General features: G+C 60.5%; 18 protein-coding genes. 11 read left to right on the top strand and 7 right to left on the bottom strand.

The genetic code is table 11. The features are described 5' to 3' along the window. Window positions 1-76 precede the first annotated feature (76 nt). Entirely contained in the window at window positions 77-1591 is a 1515-nt protein-coding gene (pap, locus tag BLU52_RS16980; protein WP_090285100.1) for a polyphosphate:AMP phosphotransferase, read from the top strand. Window positions 1592-1694: 103 nt separating this feature from the next. Then, complete coding sequence (locus tag BLU52_RS16975; protein WP_090285098.1) at window positions 1695-2879, top strand: thiolase family protein; 1185 nt, start codon at window positions 1695-1697, stop codon at window positions 2877-2879. A gap of 112 nt (window positions 2880-2991) precedes the next feature. On the opposite strand, the gene BLU52_RS16970 is transcribed toward BLU52_RS16975, so the two are convergent. Then, on the bottom strand, window positions 2992-3186 hold the full coding sequence (locus tag BLU52_RS16970; RefSeq protein ID WP_090285096.1) for a DUF6316 family protein: 195 nt from the start codon (window positions 3184-3186) through the stop codon (window positions 2992-2994). A gap of 209 nt (window positions 3187-3395) precedes the next feature. Between BLU52_RS16970 and BLU52_RS16965 the strand changes: the two genes are divergently transcribed. Beyond that, entirely contained in the window at window positions 3396-4355 is a 960-nt protein-coding gene (locus BLU52_RS16965; protein ID WP_090285095.1) for a DMT family transporter, read from the top strand. Window positions 4356-4459: 104 nt separating this feature from the next. Here BLU52_RS16965 and BLU52_RS16960 read toward each other — a convergent pair whose 3' ends face one another. Further along, complete coding sequence (locus BLU52_RS16960) at window positions 4460-5854, bottom strand: class II fumarate hydratase (protein ID WP_090285092.1); 1395 nt, start codon at window positions 5852-5854, stop codon at window positions 4460-4462. A 192-nt stretch (window positions 5855-6046) separates the two neighbouring features. On the opposite strand from BLU52_RS16960, the gene BLU52_RS16955 reads away from it, so the two are divergent. The 7 genes from BLU52_RS16955 to BLU52_RS16925 all read left to right on the top strand — a co-directional run bounded on the left by BLU52_RS16955 (window position 6047) and on the right by BLU52_RS16925 (window position 13936). Then, window positions 6047-6562, top strand: a complete 516-nt coding sequence (locus BLU52_RS16955; protein WP_090285089.1) for a DUF2059 domain-containing protein — start codon at window positions 6047-6049, stop codon at window positions 6560-6562. Between the two features lie 12 nt (window positions 6563-6574). Continuing rightward, window positions 6575-6874, top strand: a complete 300-nt coding sequence (locus tag BLU52_RS16950) for a BolA family protein (RefSeq protein ID WP_090285088.1) — start codon at window positions 6575-6577, stop codon at window positions 6872-6874. 161 nt (window positions 6875-7035) lie between these two features. Further along, on the top strand, window positions 7036-7977 hold the full coding sequence (gene trhO / locus BLU52_RS16945; RefSeq protein ID WP_090285086.1) for an oxygen-dependent tRNA uridine(34) hydroxylase TrhO: 942 nt from the start codon (window positions 7036-7038) through the stop codon (window positions 7975-7977). Window positions 7978-8012: 35 nt separating this feature from the next. Further along, complete coding sequence (locus BLU52_RS16940; protein ID WP_197677981.1) at window positions 8013-8615, top strand: DsbA family protein; 603 nt, start codon at window positions 8013-8015, stop codon at window positions 8613-8615. Continuing rightward, window positions 8608-10434, top strand: coding sequence for an ABC transporter ATP-binding protein (locus BLU52_RS16935; protein ID WP_090285082.1), 1827 nt, complete (start codon window positions 8608-8610; stop codon window positions 10432-10434). Before BLU52_RS16940 ends, BLU52_RS16935 begins: the two co-directional genes overlap by 8 nt. A 201-nt stretch (window positions 10435-10635) precedes the next feature. Beyond that, complete coding sequence (locus tag BLU52_RS16930; protein ID WP_090285080.1) at window positions 10636-13095, top strand: EAL domain-containing protein; 2460 nt, start codon at window positions 10636-10638, stop codon at window positions 13093-13095. A 79-nt stretch (window positions 13096-13174) separates the two neighbouring features. Continuing rightward, a complete protein-coding gene (locus tag BLU52_RS16925; RefSeq protein ID WP_408003539.1) occupies window positions 13175-13936 on the top strand; it encodes a TenA family transcriptional regulator in 762 nt (253 codons plus the stop codon). Window positions 13937-14613: 677 nt separating this feature from the next. Here BLU52_RS16925 and BLU52_RS16920 read toward each other — a convergent pair. The 5 genes from BLU52_RS16920 to BLU52_RS16900 all read right to left on the bottom strand — a co-directional run bounded on the left by BLU52_RS16920 (window position 14614) and on the right by BLU52_RS16900 (window position 19481). Continuing rightward, complete coding sequence (locus BLU52_RS16920; protein ID WP_090285076.1) at window positions 14614-15540, bottom strand: GGDEF domain-containing protein; 927 nt, start codon at window positions 15538-15540, stop codon at window positions 14614-14616. 362 nt (window positions 15541-15902) lie between these two features. Then, entirely contained in the window at window positions 15903-16643 is a 741-nt protein-coding gene (locus BLU52_RS16915) for a YciK family oxidoreductase (protein WP_090285074.1), read from the bottom strand. Between the two features lie 72 nt (window positions 16644-16715). Beyond that, a complete protein-coding gene (gene mupP, locus BLU52_RS16910; RefSeq protein WP_090285072.1) occupies window positions 16716-17387 on the bottom strand; it encodes an N-acetylmuramic acid 6-phosphate phosphatase MupP in 672 nt (223 codons plus the stop codon). A 2-nt stretch (window positions 17388-17389) separates the two neighbouring features. Beyond that, window positions 17390-18088: a bifunctional 2-polyprenyl-6-hydroxyphenol methylase/3-demethylubiquinol 3-O-methyltransferase UbiG gene (ubiG, locus tag BLU52_RS16905; RefSeq protein ID WP_090285070.1), complete on the bottom strand. Its 699-nt coding sequence runs from the start codon at window positions 18086-18088 to the stop codon at window positions 17390-17392. Between the two features lie 58 nt (window positions 18089-18146). Next, window positions 18147-19481: a TRZ/ATZ family hydrolase gene (locus tag BLU52_RS16900; RefSeq protein ID WP_090285068.1), complete on the bottom strand. Its 1335-nt coding sequence runs from the start codon at window positions 19479-19481 to the stop codon at window positions 18147-18149. A 108-nt stretch (window positions 19482-19589) separates the two neighbouring features. Between BLU52_RS16900 and mtnA the strand changes: the two genes are divergently transcribed. After that, window positions 19590-20666 (top strand): S-methyl-5-thioribose-1-phosphate isomerase, encoded by a 1077-nt coding sequence (gene mtnA, locus BLU52_RS16895; RefSeq protein WP_090285066.1) that lies wholly within the window; start codon window positions 19590-19592, stop codon window positions 20664-20666. The last annotated feature ends 304 nt before the right edge of the window (window positions 20667-20970 follow it).

Below are 20970 nucleotides of genomic sequence, written 5' to 3'. Positions count from 1 at the left end.
ACGCCTCGTGGGAATTTCTGCGCCGCTGTTGTGCCCAATCCGCTAGTCTTGCTGAATCCTGGAAGGAGCCGTCCCCATGTTTGAATCCGCTGAAATCGGTCACGCCATCGACGATGACGCCTTTGATGCAGCTGTCCCGGCCTTGCGCGAAGCCTTGCTTGAAGCCCAGTTCGAATTGCAGCAGCAGAAGCGCTTCCCGGTGATCATCCTGATCAACGGCATCGAAGGCGCGGGCAAGGGCGAGACGGTCAAGTTACTCAACGAGTGGATGGACCCGCGCCTGATCGAAGTACGCACCTTCGATCAGCAGACCGATGAAGAACTGGCGCGGCCGCCGGCGTGGCGCTACTGGCGGATGCTCCCGGCCAAGGGGCGCATGGGGATTTTTTTCGGCAACTGGTACAGCCAGATGTTGCAGGGGCGGGTGCACGGGTTGTTCAAGGATCCGCGTCTGGATCAGGCGATTGCCGGCGCCGAACGCCTGGAAAAAATGCTCTGCGATGAAGGCGCACTGATTTTCAAATTCTGGTTCCACCTCTCGAAGAAACAGATGAAGGCACGGCTCAAGGCGCTGGCCGACGACCCGCTGCACAGTTGGCGCATCAGCCCGCTGGACTGGCAGCAATCGCAAACCTACGACAAGTTCGTCAAATACGGTGAGCGCGTGCTGCGCCGCACCAGCCGCGATTACGCGCCGTGGCACGTGATCGAAGGCGCCGATGCCAACTACCGCAGCCTGGCGGTGGGCAAGATTCTGCTGGAAGGTTTGCAGAGCGCGCTCAAACGCGCCGAGGTCAATCCGAAGGAGGTCAGCGCAGCGCCGTTGGGTACGCCGGTCGATCAGTTGAACCTGCTCGACAGCCTCGATCTCAGCCAGCGGCTGGACAAGAAAGACTACGAAGAACAACTGATCACCGAACAGGCGCGGCTGTCCGGGCTCATGCGCGACAAACGCATGCGTCGGCATGCACTGATCGCGGTGTTCGAAGGCAACGACGCCGCCGGCAAGGGCGGGGCGATCCGCCGGGTTGCGGCGGCGCTCGATCCGCGTCAGTACAACATCGTGCCGATTGCCGCACCGACTGAAGAGGAGCGGGCGCAACCGTACCTGTGGCGCTTCTGGCGGCACATCCCGGCACGTGGCAAGTTCACCGTGTTCGACCGTTCCTGGTACGGCCGCGTGCTGGTCGAGCGGATCGAGGGTTTCTGCAAGCCGGCCGACTGGTTGCGCGCCTATGGCGAAATCAACGATTTCGAGGAACAACTGGCCGACTCTGGAGTGATCGTCGTCAAGTTCTGGCTGGCCATCGACCAGGACACACAAATGGCGCGGTTTCAGGAGCGCGAAGAGATTCCGTTCAAGCGCTTCAAGATCACCGAAGACGACTGGCGCAATCGCGACAAGTGGGATGCCTATCGTGCCGCCGTCGGCGATATGGTCGATCGCACCAGCACCGAAATCGCCCCGTGGACCCTGGTCGAAGCCAACGACAAGCGCTGGGCGCGGGTCAAGGTGCTGCGCACGATCAACCGCGCCCTGGAAGAGGCGTTCGAAAAATCGGACAAGCAGGCGAAGAAACGCAAAGACTGAAGCGATGGCCGCGCATACGCCGGGTGAATGATCCTCGCGGTCGGCAAGAAGGTGGACTTATGCTCAGGTCCACTTTCAACCGACAACAACAATGAGGTATGCCATGCGTGAAGTGGTGATCGTCGACAGCGTGCGGACCGGCCTGGCCAAATCCTTTCGCGGCAAGTTCAACCAGACCCGCCCCGATGACATGGCGGCTCATTGCGTCAACGCCCTGTTGACGCGCAACGACATCGACCCGGCCAGCGTCGAGGATTGCATCGTCGGCGCCGGCTCCAACGAAGGTGCGCAGGGCTATAACATCGGTCGCAACGTGGCGGTGCTGTCGCGCCTCGGCACGGGCACGGCGGGCATGACCCTCAACCGCTTCTGCTCGTCGGGCTTGCAGGCGATTGCGATCGCCGCCAACCAGATCGCGTCCGGTTGCAGCGATATCATCGTTGCCGGCGGCGTCGAATCGATCAGCCTGACCCTGAAAAGCGTCAACACCGATCACCTCATCAACCCGCTGCTGAAAGAGCAGACGCCCGGCATCTATTACACGATGGGCCAGACCGCCGAGGTGGTGGCGCGACGTTATGGCGTGAGCCGCGAAGCGCAGGACCATTACGCACTGCAAAGCCAGATCCGCACCGCGCAGGCTCAGGCCACCGGGCTGTTCGATGATGAGATCGTGCCGATGTCGGTCAAGTATCGGGTCGAGGACAAGAACAGCGGCGAGGTGAAGATTCTGGACGGCGTGGTCGATCACGACGATTGCAATCGCCCCGACACCACTTATGAAAGCCTCGCCGGGCTGAAACCGGTGTTCGCTGACGACGGTTCGGTGACGGCTGGCAACTCCTCGCAACTGTCCGACGGCGCGTCGATGACGTTGGTGATGAGTCTGGAGAAGGCGCTTGAGCTGGGGCTCAAACCGAAGGCGTTCTTCCGCGGCTTTACCGTCGCTGGCTGTGAGCCGGACGAAATGGGCATCGGCCCGGTGTTCTCGGTGCCGAAACTGCTCAAGGCCAAGGGCTTGCAGGTGGCGGATATCGATCTGTGGGAATTGAACGAGGCGTTTGCGTCGCAGTGCCTGTACAGCCGTGATCGGCTGGAGATCGATAATGAGAAATACAACGTCAACGGCGGCTCGATTTCCATCGGCCACCCGTTCGGCATGACCGGCTCACGCCAGGTCGGGCATCTGGTGCGCGAGTTGCAGCGGCGTAATCTGCGTTACGGCATCGTGACCATGTGCGTCGGTGGCGGGATGGGGGCCAGTGGGTTGTTTGAGGCGGTGCGTTAGACCGGTAAGAACGTCATTGTCTGGAACATAGCTATCGCGAGCAGGCTCACTCCTACAGGGGAACGCGTTCCAAATGTAGGAGTGAGCCTGCTCGCGATGGGCTCAACGGGATCTACCTGTTGGAATGCTTTGCCTGCATCCGCGCGATGTAGGCCTTTATTTCCTGCTCCGCCTTCTCATGACTGTCAAACGGCCCCTCCATGGTATTTTCCCGGGTGCTGAAAAACAGTTGGCCATTGATCCGGCACACCCGGTTGCTGCGAAAACGGGTGGTGGGGGCGCTGTCGGCGGCGCGCATGCCTAGCATCATCGATCTCCCTTGGCGAGCGGGCTGACGGTCCATTGAGCTTATGCCTGAAGCACTTGGCCTGCGCGGCGAGTCGATCAACGGCAGGGCGTCAACATAATGCTGCGACCTGCACAGTTGCATTCGCGGCCTGAGTGCAACTGTCCCTGTGTCACAACGCAATGCGCGCCTAGAATGGCGATTCTTGTCAGCAGGCTTTTGGGGTTCGCATGCACATTTCGTCCGGTCGCTGGGTCTATGGATTGTTCCTCGCGCTGCTGACCGCGTTGCTCTGGGGCATTCTGCCGATCAAACTGAAACAGGTGCTGCTGGTGATGGACCCGGTCACCGTGACCTGGTTTCGCCTGCTGGTGTCCGGCGGCTGTCTGTTCCTTTATCTGGCGTCGGTCAAACGTCTACCCAGTCGCAAAGTGCTCGGGCCCAAGGGCGGCTGGCTAGTGCTGATGGCCGTGCTCGGATTGGTCGGCAACTACGTGCTGTACCTGATGGGTCTGAACCTGCTCAGCCCCGGCACCGCGCAACTGGTGGTACAGATGGGCCCGATCATGCTGCTGATCGCCAGTCTGTTTGTGTTCAAGGAGCGCTTCAGCATTGGCCAGGGCATCGGTCTGCTGGTGTTGCTGATCGGCTTCGGGCTGTTTTTCAATCAGCGCCTGGCGGAGCTGTTGACCTCGCTGTCGGATTACACCGCGGGGGTCTTGCTGGTGCTGCTGGCGTCGACGGTGTGGACCTTTTACGCGCTGGGCCAGAAGCAATTGCTGACGGTGTGGAATTCGCTGCAAGTGATGATGGTGATCTATCTGTTTTGTGCCTTGTTGCTGACGCCGTGGGTGCATCCGCTCGAAGCGCTGAACCTGAGCCCGCTGCAAGGCTGGTTGCTGCTGGCCTGCTGCCTGAACACGCTGATCGCCTACGGCGCGTTCGCTGAAGCGCTGGCGCATTGGGAAGCGTCGCGGGTCAGTGCAACCCTGGCGATCACACCGCTGGTGACGTTCGCGGCGGTGGCGATGGCCGCGCGGGTCTGGCCGGAGTATGTGCACGCCGAGCAGATCAATGCGCTGGGCTATGGCGGGGCAGTGCTGGTGGTGTTGGGGTCGGCGCTGGTGGCGTTGGGGCCTTCGTTGATTGCCGGGCTCAAGGCGCGGCGGATGAAGATGGCAGCCAGTTAGACCGAGTCGGGGCCATCGCGAGCAGGCTCACTCCTGCAGGGGACCGCATTCCCCCTGCAGGAGTGAGCCTGCTCGCGATGACTGACTAAGAAACGCTACAAATCTCAGCCCTTGGCCCCGGCCTCGATCATGTTCTCCGGCCGCACCCACGCATCAAACTCTTCATCAGTCAGATACCCCAACTGCAACGCCGCTTCGCGCAAGGTCAGCCCTTCGCTGTAGGCCTTCTTGGCGATCTCCGCCGACTTGTCATAACCGATGTGCGGGTTCAGCGCCGTCACCAGCATCAGCCCACGCTCCAGGTGCCGGGCCATGGCCTCGGCGTCAGGTTCCAGCCCGGCGATGCAATGCTGCTGGAAGTTGCTGCAGCCATCGGCGAGTAGACGGATCGATTGCAGCAGGTTGTGGATGATCACCGGTTTGTACACGTTCAACTGCAAGTGACCTTGACTGGCGGCAATGCCGATCGTCACGTCGTTGCCCAGGACCTGACAGGCGAGCATCGACAGCGCTTCGCACTGAGTTGGGTTGACCTTGCCGGGCATGATCGAGCTGCCTGGCTCGTTGGCCGGCAGCTTCACTTCGGCAAAACCTGCGCGGGGACCGGAGCCGAGCAGACGCAGGTCGTTGGCGATTTTCATCAGCGCCACGGCGAGGGTTTTCAGCGCGCCGGAAAGACTGGTCAGCGGTTCGTGGCCGGCGAGGGCGGCGAACTTGTTCGGCGCGGTCACGAACGGCAGGCCGGATAACGCTGCCAGTTCTGCAGCAATCGCCTCACCAAAACCATGCGGCGAGTTCAACCCGGTGCCGACTGCGGTGCCGCCCTGGGCCAGTTCACACACCGCCGGCAATGCGGCGCGAATTGCCCGTTCGGCGTAATCCAGTTGCGCTATGAAGCCCGACAACTCTTGCCCGAAGGTGATCGGCGTCGCGTCCATCATGTGCGTGCGCCCGGTTTTCACCAGTTTCATGTGGCGCGCCGCGAGTTCGGCGAGGCCACCGGACAGTTCGCTGATGGCTGGCAGCAATTGCTCCTGCACGGCTTGTGCAGTGGCGATGCTCATCGCGGTGGGGAAGCAGTCGTTGGAGCTTTGCGAGCGGTTGACGTGATCGTTCGGGTGCACCGGCGCCTTGCCGCCGCGCGGGTTGCCGGCCAGTTCGTTGGCGCGACCGGCAATCACTTCGTTGACGTTCATGTTGCTCTGGGTGCCGCTGCCGGTCTGCCAGACCACCAGCGGGAACTGGTCGTCGTGCTGGCCGTCGAGCACTTCGTCGGCAGCCTGTTCGATCAGGCGGGCGATGTCGGCAGGCAGATCGCCGTTGCGGTCATTGACCCGCGCGGCGGCTTTCTTGATCAGGGCCAGGGCGTGCAGTACCGGTAGCGGCATGCGTTCCTGACCAATGGCGAAGTTGATCAGCGAGCGTTGCGTCTGAGCACCCCAGTAAGCGTCGTCCGGGACTTCGATCTGGCCCAGGCTGTCGGTTTCGATACGGCTCATCGTGCACACTCCTGTTGGTCTGTTTGCGCAGTTTAGGCCGGCATCGGCCGTGGTGGTTCCATCGACTCGATTGTTGACCGGCCGACCCGGTCAATCAAGCGCGGCAAGGCTTGGGGGTTGAGCCGCGGCAATCGTTAGGCGCAGAATGGTCGCCCTTGGGGTTTGACCTCGCTTTGCTTAAAAGGAAACTCGATGACTCGTCTTCGTGCCATCTGTACCGCGGTTGCACTGGTTTGCGCCAGCGGCCAGGTGCTTGCCGATACCGCCAGCCACAACGCCAGTGCCGAAGCCTTCCTGACCCTGGCTCACGCTGACAAACTGGGCACTCCGGTGTACATGCAAGTGCAGCAAATGTTTGCCCAGCGTTTTGAGCAGACCAAAGCCCCCGAGGCCAAGAAAGCCGTCCTCGAAACCTACCAGGCCAAAGCCAACGCCGCGCTGGACCAGGCCATTGGCTGGAACAAGCTCAAGCCTGACATGGTCAAGCTCTACACCAGCAACTTCAGCGAATCCGAGCTCAAGGACCTGGTCGCGTTCTACCAGTCGCCACTGGGTAAAAAGGTCCTGGAAAAAATGCCGCAGCTGACCCAGCAATCGGCGCAGATGACCCAGGGCAAGCTGGAAAGCGCCGTGCCAGTGGTCAACAAGCTGCTCGACGACATGACCAAAGAGCTGACCCCGGCCGCTGCACCGGCCAAGAAGAAGTAAGCGGAGTTCGTGATGACCATGCAACAACGCATCGAATCGACGCTGGGCCTGCTGCAGCCTGAGCATCTGCAAGTGCTGGACGAAAGCCACATGCACAGTCGCGGGTTACAGACGCACTACAAGGCCGTGGTGGTCAGCGCGCAGTTCGAAGGCCTGAACCGGGTCAAGCGCCACCAGAAAGTCTACGGCACGCTCGGCGAGCTGATGGGCGAGTTCCATGCGTTGGCGCTGCACACCTACACCCCGCAGGAATGGGCAGAAGTGGGCGCTGCACCGGCGTCGCCAACTTGTGCCGGAGGAGATCAGCGATAAGCGGCAAGCTGCAAGTTGAAGGCGGATGAGTTTTGGCTTGCCGCTTTAAGCTTGGAGCTTGTAGCTGCTTTTTTGCTAAAATCCCGACGCGCCGCTTAGCCGGCGCGTTTTTTTTGAATCCGGTTCACCCTTTGCGAGGGTAGCCACCTGGAGAAATACCCATGACACAACCGATTGTCGTGGCGGCACTGTACAAGTTCGTCACCCTCGAAGATTACGTTGACCTGCGCGAGCCGCTGCTGCAAGCGATGGTCGACAACGGCATCAAAGGCACTCTGCTGATTGCCGAAGAAGGCATCAACGGTACTGTTTCCGGCACCCGCGAAGGCATTGACGGCCTGCTCGCCTGGCTGAAGAACGATCCACGCATGATCGACATCGATCACAAGGAATCGTACTGCGACGAACAACCGTTCTACCGCACCAAGGTCAAGCTGAAGAAAGAAATCGTCACCCTGGGCGTTGAAGGCGTGGACCCGAACAAGAAGGTCGGCACCTACGTTGAGCCGCAGGACTGGAACGCGCTGATCAGCGACCCGGAAGTGCTGTTGATCGACACGCGCAACGATTACGAAGTGGCGATCGGCACTTTCGAAGGCGCCATCGATCCGAAAACCACCAGTTTTCGTGAATTCCCCGAGTACATCAAAGAACACTTCGATCCGGCCGTGCACAAGAAGGTCGCGATGTTCTGCACCGGCGGCATTCGCTGTGAAAAAGCCTCGAGCTACATGCTCGGCGAAGGGTTCGAAGAGGTTTATCACCTCAAGGGCGGCATTCTGAAGTACCTCGAAGAGGTGCCGCAGGAAGAAACCAGGTGGCAGGGCGACTGCTTCGTGTTCGACAACCGCGTCACCGTGCGCCACGACCTCAGCGAAGGCGACTACGATCAATGTCATGCCTGCCGCACTCCGGTCAGCGTTGAAGATCGCGCCTCCGAGCATTACGTGGCCGGCATCAGTTGCCCGCATTGCTGGGACAAGCTCAGCGAGAAAACCCGCCGCAGCGCCATCGACCGGCAAAAGCAGATCGAGCTGGCCAAGGCGCGTAACCAGCCGCACCCGATCGGCTACAACTACAAGCAAGCATCCACCGAGGCCTGATCATGTCTGCGCGCCTGCTCTATGTGATGGATCCGATGTGTTCGTGGTGCTGGGGTTTTGCTCCGGTGGCCAAGGCCTTGGTCGAGCAGGCGCAGGCAGCCGGGGTCGAGCTGCATCTGGTGGTCGGCGGCTTGCGCACCGGCAGCGGCGCGGCGCTGGAACCGACCACGCGTCGCTACATCCTTGAACACTGGCAGGCGGTCACCGAGGCCACCGGCCAGCCGTTCATGCTCGACGGGGCGTTGCCGGACGGCTTTGTCTACGACACTGAACCGGCCTGCCGCGCCATCGTTACGGCGCGCAGTCTGGCGCCGGATTGCGCCTGGACGCTGGTTGGCCTGATCCAGCAGGCGTTCTACGTTGAAGGTCGCGACGTCACCCAGGCCAGCGTGCTGGTCGAGCTGGCCGAGCAGGCAGGTGTGCCGCGCATCGAGTTCGCTGCGTTGTTTGATCATGCCGACCAATACAAAGCCACTCAGGCCGATTTCACCTGGGTCCAGGATCTGGGCATCGCCGGTTTCCCGACCCTGCTGGCCGAGCGCAACGGTCAACTGGCGCTGCTGACCAATGGCTATCAACCGCTCAGCGAGCTGGCGCCGTTGCTGGGCCGCTGGCTGGAGCGCGCGGCCTGTGCCTGACCTTGGCGATGACACGGCAGCTGGCAAGCAAGGCGACCGGCTGAGCTGGGCAGAAGTCCGGCGTCTGGCACTCACACACAAGAAATCTCTGTGGATCGCCAACGGCGTGGCCGTGCTGGCGACGCTGTGCAGCGTGCCGATTCCGCTGTTGCTGCCGTTACTGGTCGATGAAGTGCTGCTAGGCCACCGCGATGCGGCGCTGAAAGTCATGAACCATTTCCTGCCGAGCATGTGGCAACAGGCGGCGGGTTATATCGGCCTGATGCTGGTGGTCACCCTGACGTTGCGCTGCAGTGCGCTGTGCTTTGGCGTGTTGCAGTCGCGGTTGTTTGCGCGGCTGGCCAAGGACATCGTCTACCGCATCCGCGTGCGCCTGATCGAACGGCTGAAACGCATCTCCCTCGGCGAATACGAAAGCCTGGGCAGTGGCACGGTCACTACGCATCTGGTTACCGACCTGGACACCCTCGACAAATTTGTCGGGGAAACCCTCAGCCGCTTTCTGGTGGCGATGCTCACGCTGGTCGGCACCGCCAGCATTCTCATGTGGATGCACTGGAAACTGGCGCTGCTGATTCTGCTGTTCAACCCGCTGGTGATCTACGCCACGGTGCAGCTGGGCAAACGCGTCAAGCACCTGAAGAAACTCGAAAACGACAGCACTGCGCGCTTCACCCAGGCGCTGAGCGAAACCCTCGATGCGATTCAGGAAGTGCGCGCCGGCAACCGCCAGGGCTTTTTCCTCGGACGCCTCGGCCTGCGCGCGCAGGAAGTGCGCAACTACGCGGTCAATTCGCAGTGGAAAACCGACGCCTCGAACCGTGCCAGTGGTTTGCTGTTCCAGTTCGGCATCGATATTTTCCGCGCGGCGGCAATGCTCACCGTGTTGTTTTCCGACCTGTCGATCGGGCAGATGCTCGCGGTGTTCAGTTACCTGTGGTTCATGATCGGCCCGGTCGAGCAACTGCTCAATCTGCAATACGCCTATTACGCGGCGGGCGGGGCGCTGGCGCGGATCAACGAACTGCTGGCGCGCGCCGATGAACCGCAATACCCGGGCGGCGTCGATCCGTTCAAGGGCCGCGACACCGTCGGCATTCAGGTGCAAGGCTTGAGTTTCGGTTATGGCGATGAGCTGGTGCTGGATCAGATGAACCTGTCGATTGCGCCGGGCGAGAAGGTGGCCATCGTCGGCGCCAGCGGGGGCGGCAAAAGTACCTTGGTGCAGTTGCTTCTCGGGTTGTATACGCCGCTGGCCGGGACCATCCGTTTCGGCGGCTCGACCCAGCAGGACATCGGCCTGGAAACCGTGCGGGAAAACGTTGCAGTGGTTTTGCAGCATCCGGCGCTGTTCAACGACACAGTGCGCGCCAACCTCACCATGGGCCGCACCCGCAGCGACGAAGCCTGCTGGCAGGCGCTGCAAATCGCCCAGCTTGAAGCCACTGTGCGCGCCTTGCCCAACGGCCTCGACAGCATTGTCGGGCGCTCCGGCGTGCGTCTGTCCGGCGGTCAGCGCCAGCGTCTGGCGATTGCACGCATGATCCTCGCCGAGCCGAAAGTGGTGATCCTCGACGAAGCCACTTCGGCCCTCGACGCCGCTACCGAATACAATCTGCATCAGGCCATGGCGCGCTTCCTCAGTGGCCGCACCACGCTGATCATCGCCCACCGCTTGTCGGCAGTGAAGCAAGCCGATCGCGTGCTGGTGTTCGACGGTGGTCAGATTGCCGAAGACGGTGATCATCAGCAATTGATTGCCGATGGCGGGCTGTATGCCAAGCTCTACGGCCATCTGCAGCAGATCCAGCGGCCTTGAAATTCAGTGCGGTTTCTGTGCTTAGTGCTTGAATTGCATCGAGTAAAACCCCTTCAAACGCTGCTTCGGGCCGGCGGCTTGCACAATCGACGTAGAGGACGGCAGAGCTGTCCCTTTGACATGTCGAAAATTAGCCTAGGCTGAGCTGTCAGGAGCGGGATTTTCCGGTGTTCATCTGGCAGTGCTTGCGCAAGGGATCTCATGAAGCAAAAGCGGACTCTCGGAACGCCACGGTTGTTGGGCATCGTCTGGCCATTTATTGCCGTTGTGTTATTTCAAGCGTTGTTGGGTGGCGTCAGCCTGTATGTGCTTTCGGCCGTTCGCGGCTACGTTGCCGGTGAAAGTCTCTGGTCCAAGGGCCAGAAAGACGCGATCTATTACCTCAATCTGTATGCCGACAGCCGCGACGAGGCGATTTTTCTCAAGTATCGCGAGGCGATCGGCGTGCCGCAGGGCGGGCATCAGTTGCGGCTGGCGCTGGACCGCCAGCCGCCGGACCTGGCTGCCGCGCGCGAAGGCATTCTCAAGGGCGGCAACCACCCCGATGATGTTTCAAGCCTGATCTGGCTGTACCTCAATTTTCGCCATTTCAGTTATCTGGAAACCGCCATCGATCGCTGGACGGTCGGTGATGGCTATCTTGACCAACTCGATGACGTCGCCCAGGAAATGCATCGCGGCATTTCGCAGAGTTCAGCGAGCGACGCCGATATCCAGCACTGGAAGACGCGGATCTTCAACATCAACGATGCCGTGACCCCAGCCGCCAAGGCCTTCAGCGATGCGTTGGGCGAAGGCTCGCGGATGATCATGCGCCTGTTGCTGTTCACCAATCTGGCCACGGCGCTTGGGCTGATCGTCCTGGCGCTGTGGCGCACGCACAAATTGCTCAAGCAACGTCACGCCTTCGCCGAGGCGCTGCAACTGGAGAAAGACCGCGCGCACGTCACCCTGCATTCGATCGGTGATGGCGTCATCACTACCGACGTCAGCGGCGCCATCGACTACATGAACCCCGCCGCCGAAGCAATGACCCACTGGAAGGCCGAGCAGGCCGCTGGGCTGCCACTCTCTGCGCTGTTCAATTTGCTCGATGACAACGCCCAGGCCGAAGGGTTGACGCTGATCGAGCACATTCTCAGCGGCAAGCTCAGCGGCGGCAGCGAGCATTCGAAACTGATTCAGCGCCTGGACGGCAGCACCTTGTCGGTGACCCTGGTCGGTGCGCCGATCCGCAATGCCGGCAAGGTCAGCGGCACGGTACTGGTGCTGCACGACATGACGCAGGAGCGCCAGTACATCGCCAATCTGTCGTGGCAGGCCACCCACGATGCGTTGACCGGGCTGGCCAACCGCCGCGAGTTCGAATACCGCCTCGAGCAGGCGCTGCACAACCTCACGCGTCAGGCCGGGCGGCATGCGTTGATGTTTCTCGATCTGGATCAATTCAAGCTGGTCAACGACACCTGCGGTCACGCCGCCGGCGATGAGCTGTTGCGACACATTTGCACATTGCTGCAATCGGGCCTGCGCGAGGGCGATACGCTCGCGCGTTTGGGCGGTGACGAATTCGGCATTCTGTTGGAGAACTGCGCCCCCGAAGCGGCGGAAAAGATCGCCGATTCGCTGCGTCAGACCGTGCAAAACCTGCACTTTGTCTGGAAGGGCCGGCCATTTCTGACCACGGTAAGCATCGGCCTGGTGCATGTCGCGCAGACTCCGACCACCCTTGAAGCCTCGCTGCGCGCTGCCGATATGGCCTGTTACATGGCCAAGGAAAAGGGCCGCAATCGCGTGCAGGTCTACCATGCCGATGACTCCGAGCTGTCGCTGCGCTTTGGGGAAATGGCCTGGGTGCAGCGGCTGCACATGGCGCTGGAAGAAAACCGGTTTTGTCTCTACGCCCAGGAAATCGCCCCGCTCAAACCGACTCACGGCGAGGCTGGGCACATCGAGATTCTGCTGCGTCTGCACGATGAGTCCGGACGGATGATCTTGCCTGACAGTTTCATTCCCGCCGCCGAGCGTTATGGTTTGATGACTCAACTAGACCGTTGGGTAGTTCAGAACGTATTTAAAGTTATTGCCCAATGTATTGCCCAGGAACATCAGCGCTCATTAGCAATGTGTGCGATTAATCTGTCAGGAATTACTATAGGAGATGACGCGTTCTTGCACTTTCTGCGCGAACAGTTTGTTAACTACAACATACCGCCTGAAATGATTTGTTTTGAAATTACTGAGACCAGTGCAATTGCAAATCTCGGCAGTGCAATCAGATTCATCAATGAACTCAAGGGCTTAGGTTGCTATTTTTCACTCGATGATTTTTGTGCCGGAATGTCTTCGTTCGCTTATTTGAAACATTTGCCTGTAGACTTCCTGAAGATCGACGGAAGTTTCGTAAAGGACATGCTGGACGACCCGATTAACCGGGCGATGGTCGAAGTGATCAATCACATCGGGCATGTCATGGGCAAGCAGACGATTGCCGAGTTTGTTGAAACAGCCCAGATCGAGCAGGCATTGCTTGAAATCGGAGTCGACTACGCTCAGGGTTATGTCATCGAACGGCCGCAGTTGTTTACCTGTGACAGTTTGCAAAGTAGATCCGCCAGACCGCAGCCGCTGTTATTCAAAGCGCCTGGCACGTTCCGTTGAAGTTTTCTGCCGATCCGAACAATCACAACTCAAAAGGAGCCGAACAGTGATCGACACATTCAACCGAACCGGACCCCTCATGGAAGCTGCAAGTTATCCTGGCTGGGCACAACAGCTGATTCAGGATTGCAGCGAGAGCAAGCGCCGGGTTGTCGAACATGAACTTTACCTGCGCATGCGTGATAACAAGCTCAGCGCCAGAACCATGCGTCAGTACCTGATCGGGGGCTGGCCGGTGGTTGAGCAGTTTGCCTTGTACATGGCGCAGAACCTCACCAAGACCAAATTCGCTCGCCATCCGGGCGAGGACATGGCGCGCCGCTGGCTGATGCGCAACATCCGCGTCGAACTCAATCACGCCGATTACTGGGTGCACTGGAGTCGGGCCCATGGCGTCAGCCTGGAAGATCTCCAGGCCCAACAGGTGCCACCGGAATTGCATGCCTTGAGTCATTGGTGCTGGCACACCAGTTCAGCCGATTCGCTGATCGTCGCCATCGCCGCGACCAACTATGCCATCGAAGGCGCGACCGGGGAGTGGTCGGCAGTGGTCTGCTCGACCGGCGTCTACGCTGCCGCGTTCCCTGAAGAGGAGCGCAAGCGTGCGATGAAATGGCTGAAGATGCATGCGCAGTACGACGACGCGCATCCGTGGGAAGCCCTGGAAATCATCTGCACCCTGGCCGGCATGAACCCGACCAAGGCCTTGCAGGCTGAACTGCGCCAGGCGATCTGCAAAAGCTACGACTACATGTACCTGTTCCTTGAACGCTGCATGCAACTGGAAACGTCTGAGCGCGCAGTGCACAACCGCGAGCGCAGGGCGGTAGTCGAGAACTGATCGGCCGCCAACTAGGGTAAAACAGGGAGCGAGCCTCCTCGCGATAGCGGTATGTCATTCAATGATTGCCTTGGCTGACTCACCGCATCGCGAGCAGGCTCGCTCCTACAATTGTTTTGTGGTGTTCCGCAGATTCGTTGCTTCACGCAAACCCCCTGTAGGAGTGAGCCTGCTCGCGATAGCGGTGTGTCATTCAATGATTGCCTTGGCTGACTCACCGCATCGCGAGCAGGCTCACTCCTACAGTTGTTTTGTGGTGTTCCGCAGATTCGTCGCTCCACGCAAACCCCCTGTAGGAGTGAGCCTGCTCGCGATAGCGGTGTGTCATTCAATGATTGCATTGGCGGACTCACCGCATCGCGAGCAGGCTCGCTCCTACAATTGTTTTGTGGTGTTCCGCAGATTCGTTGCTTCACGCAAACCCCCTGTAGGAGTGAGCCTGCTCGCGATAGCGGTGTGTCATTCAATGATTGCCTTGGCTGACTCACCGCATCGCGAGCAGGCTCACTCCTACAGTTGTTTTGTGGTGTTCCGCAGATTCGTTGCTTCACGCAAACCCCCCCTGTAGGAGTGAGCCTGCTCGCGATAGCGGTGTGTCATTCAATGATTGCCTTGGCTGACTCACCGCATCGCGAGCAGGCTCACTCCTACAGTTGTTTTGTGGTGGCTGGAAAGACTCAGCCCGCCATCGCCAGGCGGTTACGACCTTCACGCTTGGCTACGTACAGCGCGCTGTCGGCCCGTCGCAGCAGGCTGTCGGCTGATTCGCCGGGCAGCAATGTCGAACAACCAAGGCTGACCGTCAGTTCGATCAACTGGCCATCGGCGTAATACTCGGCGGTTTGCGTCGCGTAACGCAGCCGTTCGCCGACCATCGCTGCGGCCTCGCGGCTGGTGTTGGACAGCAGGATCAGAAACTCTTCCCCGCCATATCGAAACACCATGTCGACATTGCGCAACTGCGCTTTCAGCGTCGCAGCAATCGCTTTGAGCACGTTATCGCCGGCGCTGTGCCCATGACTGTCATTGACCCGTTTGAAATGGTCGATGTCGATCATCAGCAGTGACAACGGTTGTTGATGACGCCGCGCCATGTCGATTTCGCGTTGCAGGGTCTGCTCCATGGCGATGCGGTTGCCGGCGCCGGTCAGCGGATCGCGCAGCGCGCTCTGCGTCGCTTCGCGATACAGCAAGGCGTTGCGCATCGGGTACAGCAAGGACGAGAGCAACGATTCCAGTTGGCCTTGTTCTAGCTCGCTGAAACGCTGGTTGCGGCGGAACACCACTTCGCCCAGATGCTCGCCTTCATGACTCAGGCTGTAGCTGATCGAGTGATGGCCACGGCTGCCGAACTCCAGGCGCAGATCGCTGCCCTGGTGCGCATAAACCAAGGCGTCCAGCGGCACCAGGCGCTGAACTTCGCGGAAAAACAGACCGAGGATGCGTTGCGGTTCGAGGCTGGTCTGCAGTTGCAGGCTCATTTGCTGGCGCAGTTGCGCCAGACTGGCCGGACGCTCCAGCAGGGGAGGCAGTTGACCAAAGCCCAGGCGCTGCAATTTGGCACTGTCGAAGTCAATCGCATTGGTCTGGGTGGGTGATTTCATATGGCGTGAGCCCCTAAGCAGTAAGTCTGTCTTACAGGCTGGGTGAGGGCGGCGATGGGCTGCGCGTCATACTGGTCCGTCAGTCCCGTAGGACATCTGGCGTAAGTCTAGTCTGCCGGATGACGATAAGTCAGCTATCGAAATCGGTCTCGCCCCATTGCCTTCACACGGCATGCTTTGAGGAACGTTAGAGCGAAAGTCATGCCAATCGGTTCGCTTTAATTTAAAGCGATTAAAATCAACAGGTTGAATAAAGACTGAGCGGGCCGCTGCCGGGAAATTGGCTGTTTTATGACGGTTACAGGCGGCAAAGGTCTGCCGCGACAGCAATCTGCCGCGGCAACAAAAGCGACGTGTGGCAGTTACTGCGCGTTGAACGCCTGACCGTTGATCCCGGCACTGTCCGGGCCCATCAGGTACAGGTACACCGGCATGATCTCTTCCGGGGTCGGGTTGTTCAGCGGGTTTTCTCCTGGATAGGCTTGCGCACGCATGCTGGTGCGGGTGCCACCCGGGTTGATGCTGTTGGAACGCACCGGCGCCACGCCATCGACTTCATCGGCCAGGGTTTGCATCAGGCCTTCGGTGGCGAACTTCGACACGCCGTACGCGCCCCAATAGGCGCGACCCTTTCGGCCCACGCTGCTGGAGGTGAACACCACCGAGGCGTCCTGCGACAGCTTGAGCAGCGGCAGCAGGGTGCTGGTCAGCATGAACATGGCGTTGACGTTGACCTGCATCACGCGCATGAAATTCTCGCCGGACAACTGTTCGATCGGCGTGCGCGGGCCGATGATCGAGGCGTTGTGCAGCAGACCGTCGAGATGGCCGAACTCGGTTTCGATCATTGCTGCCAGCTCATCGTATTGATGGGGCAGGGCGGTTTCGAGGTTGAACGGGATCACCGCCGGTTGCGGATGGCCTGCCGCTTCGATTGCGTCGTAGACCTCGGTCAGATTGGCTTCGGTCTTGCCCAGCAGCAGCACCGTGGCGCCATGGGCGGCGTAGGTTTTCGCCGCCGCTGCACCGATGCCGCGACCGGCACCGGTGACCAGAATGACCCGATCCTTGAGCAATTCGGGACGAGCGGTGTAATCAAACATAAACAACCTCTTCAAGAGTCAGAGCGTACGCGCTTTGCACGGGAATCCAGCCTGTGCCCCTTCGCGTCAGGTTCAGCAGCTGCACAGCGCGTTATCGAGCACCTTGCGCAACTCCAGCGGATGATCGACTACCACGTCCGCACCCCAGTGACGTGGGTGATCGTCCGGGTGAATGTAGCCGTAGGTCACCGCGCAGGTCCTGGTCCCGGCGGCGCGGCCGGATTCGATGTCGCGCAGATCATCGCCGATAAACAGTACCGTCGACGGATCCAGATCAAGCATGCTGCATGCGAGGGTTAGCGGCTCTGGATCGGGCTTGCTGTTTTTCACGTGATCCGGGCAGATCAGCAGCGCCGAGCGCTCGGCCAGCCCCAGTCGCTGCATGATCGGCTCGGCGAAACGCACCGGCTTGTTGGTGACCACGCCCCAGATCAGGTTGGCTTTTTCGATGTCGACCAACAGTTCGGCCATGCCGTCGAACAGCTTGCTGTGCACTGCGCAGCCGACCAGATAACGCTCGAGAAATTCCTGACGCAACTCCTCGAAGCCCGGCGATTCCGGGTCCATCGAAAAGGTCACCGCGACCATGGCTTTGGCGCCACCGGAAATCTCGTCGCGGATGTGCTTGTCGTTGATCCGCGGCAAGCCGCGATCGGCGCGCATGGCCTGGCAGATGGCGATGAAGTCCGGCGCCGTGTCGAGCAGGGTACCGTCCATGTCGAAGAGAACCGCTCTGATAGCCATGCTTATTCCTCGCGCAGGGTCTGGATCATGTAGTTGACGTCAACGTCGTTGGACAGCTTGTAGTGCTTGGTCAGCGGGTTGTACGTCAGGCCGATGATGTCCTTGACGGTCAGGCCAGCCATGCGGCTCCACGCGCCCAGTTCGGAGGGGCGAATGAATTTCTTGAAGTCGTGGGTGCCGCGCGGCAGCAGCTTCATGATGTATTCGGCGCCGATGATCGCGAACAGGTACGCCTTCGGATTGCGGTTGATGGTCGAGAAGAACACCTGGCCGCCGGGTTTGACCATGCGGAAACAGGCGCGGATTACCGACGATGGGTCCGGAACGTGCTCAAGCATTTCCAGGCAGGTGACCACGTCGAACTGCTCGGGCATTTCTTCGGCCAGCGCTTCGGCCGTGATCTGCCGATATTCGACGCTGACGCCGGACTCCAGTTGATGCAGTTGCGCGACCGCCAGCGGCGCTTCGCCCATGTCGATGCCCATCACGGTCGCGCCGCGCTGGGCCATGGCTTCACTGAGGATGCCGCCGCCGCAACCGACGTCGAGGACTTTCTTGCCGGCCAGATTGACCCGCTCGTCGATCCAGTTGACGCGCAGCGGGTTGATGTCGTGCAGCGGTTTGAATTCGCTTTCACGATCCCACCAGCGATGGGCCAGGGCCTCGAATTTGGCGATTTCGGCGTGGTCGACGTTGCTCATGTTCAAATCCTCGAAAAACTTCAAAAAGGCTGTAGCCGCGGAGTCTGCTCCACGGTGTTTACGATTCGGTGTGGCCGCTGATGCGCTGGCCCCAATGGCGCGCGGTCGCGCCCAGTTGCAGTTCGTCCATGCGGGTCAGGCGCCGGTCGTCGAGCAGTGGCTTGCCAGCGACCCACAGGTGTTTCACGCAATCGCGGCCGGTGGCATAAATAAGCTGCGAAACCGGGTCATACACCGGCTGCTGCGCCAGACCGGACAGATCGAAAGCCACGATGTCTGCGGCTTTGCCTATTTCCAGCGAGCCGACTTGCGCGTCGATCCCCAGAGCCCGTGCTCCGTTGAGCGTGGCCATGCGCAGCGCACGGTGGGCGTCCAGCGCGGTGGCCGAACCGGCAACGGCTTTGGCCAGCAAGGCCGCGGTGCGGGTTTCACCGAGCAGGTCGAGATCGTTGTTGCTGGCGGCGCCATCGGTGCCGACCGCGACATTCACTCCAGCCTGCCACAAACGCTCGACCGGGCAAAAACCGCTGGCCAGTTTGAGGTTCGACTCCGGGCAGTGGATCACGCTGGTGTTGCTTTCTACCAACAGCGCGAGGTCGTCATCGCTGATCTGGGTCATGTGCACGGCCTGGAAACGCGGGCCGAGCAGGCCGAGGCGGCCCAGGCGCGCCAGTGGTCGCTCGCCGGTCTGCTCGACGGCCTGCTGGACCTCGAAGGCGGTTTCGTGGACGTGCATGTGAATGGCGGCGTCCAGCTCCTCGGCGATCACGCGGATTTTTTCCAGATTGTCGTCGCCGACGGTGTAGGGTGCGTGAGGGCCGAAAGTGATCTTGATGCGGTCGTGATGCTTCAGATCGCCAAACAGCTCGACGCCCTGACGGATGGCTTCAGCGGCGCTGCTGGCACCCGGGATCGGGAAATCGAGGATCGGAATGGCGATCTGCGCGCGAATACCGCTGTTGTGCACGCGCTCGCTGGCGACCTTGGGGTAGAAATACATGTCGGAAAAACAGCTGATGCCGCCCTTGATCTGCTCGGCAATGGCCAGATCGGTGCCGTCACGGACGAAATCTTCATCGACCCATTTGGCCTCGGCCGGCCAGATGTGATTTTCCAGCCAGGTCATCAGCGGCAGGTCGTCCGCCAGGCCGCGGAACAATGTCATCGCGGCGTGACCGTGAGCATTGATCAGGCCGGGGGCGAGCAGCACATCCGGCAATTCACGGATTTCAGTGGCGTTACACTTCAGCGCTTCGGCGCGCGGGCCGATAAACACGATGCAACCGTCGCGGATGCCCAGGCCGTGCTCCTTGAGCACGACGCCAGCGGGTTCGACGGGGACCAGCCAGGTCGGCAGCAATAAAAGGTCGAGCGCAATGGCAGGTTTGGGCATCGGGAGTCGGTTCCAGTGCTTTTGTAAAGGATGGCGAAGTATACCCGAGCGTCTTCGCGGGGGGATCGCTATAATCGGCGGCTTTTGTTCATGAGTGCGGGGTGTGGGATGCGCGATCGACTGTTGGCTGCGGAGAAAGTGAAGGCCATCGATTGGCGAGACGGCGCGCTGCACCTGCTGGATCAGCGTATTTTGCCGTTCGAGGAAACCTGGATCGCCTACAGCAGCGCCGCCGGCGTGGCCGAGGCGATCCGCTCGATGGTCGTGCGTGGCGCACCGGCCATCGGCATCAGCGCGGCCTATGGCATTGTGCTCGCGGCCCGCGCGCGGATCGCCGAGGGTGGTGACTGGTACGCGGCGCTGGAGGAAGACTTTGCGCTGTTGGCCGATTCCCGTCCGACCGCAGTCAATCTGTTCTGGGCGCTGGGGCGCATGCACGATCGCCTCGACCGCGTCAAAGGCAACGCCGATCCACTGGTGGCGCTGGAGGCCGAAGCCATCGCCATTCACGAGAGCGATCGCGAAGCCAATCTGACCATGGCGCAGTTGGGCGTCGACCTGATCCGCAAACATCAGGGCAATGCTCAAGCAATTCTCACCCATTGCAACACCGGCGCCCTGGCAACCGGCGGTTTCGGCACGGCGCTGGGGGTGATTCGCGCGGCTTATATTGAAGGCATGGTCGAACGCGTTTACGCCGACGAAACCCGTCCGTGGCTACAGGGTTCGCGCCTGACTGCGTGGGAGCTGGCCAACGAAGGCATTCCGGTGACCCTCAACGCTGACTCCGCCGCCGCGCACATCATGAAAACCAAAGGCGTGACCTGGGTCATCGTTGGCGCCGACCGCATCACCGCCAATGGCGATGTGGCGAACAAGATCGGCACCTATCAACTGGCGGTCAACGCCATGCACCACGGCGTGCGCTTCATGGTCGTGGCGCCGAGCTCGACCATCGACATGAACCTGGCCAGCGGTGACGACATCCCGATCGAAGAGCGCGCCGGCGCCGAATTGCTCGAAGTCGGCGGCAAGCGCGTCGGTGCGGATGTTGAGGCGTTCAACCCGGTGTTTGACGTCACCCCGGCGGACCTGATCGACGCGATCGTCACCGAAAAAGGCATCGTTGAGCGCCCGGACACCGCCAAGATGGCCCAGTTGATGTGCCGCAAGCGCCTGCATTGAAGGGCTGTGGCGTCTGCAAGGACGCCATCGCGAGCAGGCTCACTCGTGTCCGGCGCAAACCCTGTAGGAGTGAGCCTGCTCGCGATGAGGCCAAAAAAGTCAATAAACAACTCAAAATCTGCCCCGGATTTCACATTCAAAGAAGCTCTGAGCCTCTCTCGTCCCCCTCAAGCCTGTCACCGGTCAACTAACTATGCTCCATGCGCATCTGGGGGATAGGTGCGTGGCGGCTCTTGTGATAACATCCGGCGTTTTCCGAGGCAGCTCCACGGAGCTGTCTTTACTGCGCAAATCCGCGATCCGA

The organism is Pseudomonas granadensis, assembly GCF_900105485.1.
GTDB lineage: Bacteria > Pseudomonadota > Gammaproteobacteria > Pseudomonadales > Pseudomonadaceae > Aquipseudomonas > Aquipseudomonas granadensis.
Note: the sequence above shows the minus strand (reverse complement) of the source record. Positions and strands in the feature narration are given on the sequence as shown.

Bases quoted from the DNA above. Each gene is read 5' to 3' on its own strand.
- BLU52_RS16950 (WP_090285088.1), top strand. From the start codon at position 6,575: ATGACCATGCAACAACGCATCGAATCGACGCTGGGCCTGCTGCAGCCT.
- BLU52_RS16970 (WP_090285096.1), bottom strand. From the start codon at position 3,186: ATGCTAGGCATGCGCGCCGCCGACAGCGCCCCCACCACCCGTTTTCGC.
- mupP (WP_090285072.1), bottom strand. From the start codon at position 17,387: ATGGCTATCAGAGCGGTTCTCTTCGACATGGACGGTACCCTGCTCGAC.
- BLU52_RS16920 (WP_090285076.1), bottom strand. From the start codon at position 15,540: ATGAAATCACCCACCCAGACCAATGCGATTGACTTCGACAGTGCCAAA.
- ubiG (WP_090285070.1), bottom strand. From the start codon at position 18,088: ATGAGCAACGTCGACCACGCCGAAATCGCCAAATTCGAGGCCCTGGCC.
- BLU52_RS16915 (WP_090285074.1), bottom strand. From the start codon at position 16,643: ATGTTTGATTACACCGCTCGTCCCGAATTGCTCAAGGATCGGGTCATT.
- BLU52_RS16930 (WP_090285080.1), top strand. From the start codon at position 10,636: ATGAAGCAAAAGCGGACTCTCGGAACGCCACGGTTGTTGGGCATCGTC.
- mtnA (WP_090285066.1), top strand. From the start codon at position 19,590: ATGCGCGATCGACTGTTGGCTGCGGAGAAAGTGAAGGCCATCGATTGG.
- BLU52_RS16965 (WP_090285095.1), top strand. From the start codon at position 3,396: ATGCACATTTCGTCCGGTCGCTGGGTCTATGGATTGTTCCTCGCGCTG.
- trhO (WP_090285086.1), top strand. From the start codon at position 7,036: ATGACACAACCGATTGTCGTGGCGGCACTGTACAAGTTCGTCACCCTC.
- BLU52_RS16925 (WP_408003539.1), top strand. From the start codon at position 13,175: ATGGAAGCTGCAAGTTATCCTGGCTGGGCACAACAGCTGATTCAGGAT.
- BLU52_RS16900 (WP_090285068.1), bottom strand. From the start codon at position 19,481: ATGCCCAAACCTGCCATTGCGCTCGACCTTTTATTGCTGCCGACCTGG.
- BLU52_RS16940 (WP_197677981.1), top strand. From the start codon at position 8,013: ATGTGTTCGTGGTGCTGGGGTTTTGCTCCGGTGGCCAAGGCCTTGGTC.
- BLU52_RS16960 (WP_090285092.1), bottom strand. From the start codon at position 5,854: ATGAGCCGTATCGAAACCGACAGCCTGGGCCAGATCGAAGTCCCGGAC.
- BLU52_RS16975 (WP_090285098.1), top strand. From the start codon at position 1,695: ATGCGTGAAGTGGTGATCGTCGACAGCGTGCGGACCGGCCTGGCCAAA.
- BLU52_RS16955 (WP_090285089.1), top strand. From the start codon at position 6,047: ATGACTCGTCTTCGTGCCATCTGTACCGCGGTTGCACTGGTTTGCGCC.
- pap (WP_090285100.1), top strand. From the start codon at position 77: ATGTTTGAATCCGCTGAAATCGGTCACGCCATCGACGATGACGCCTTT.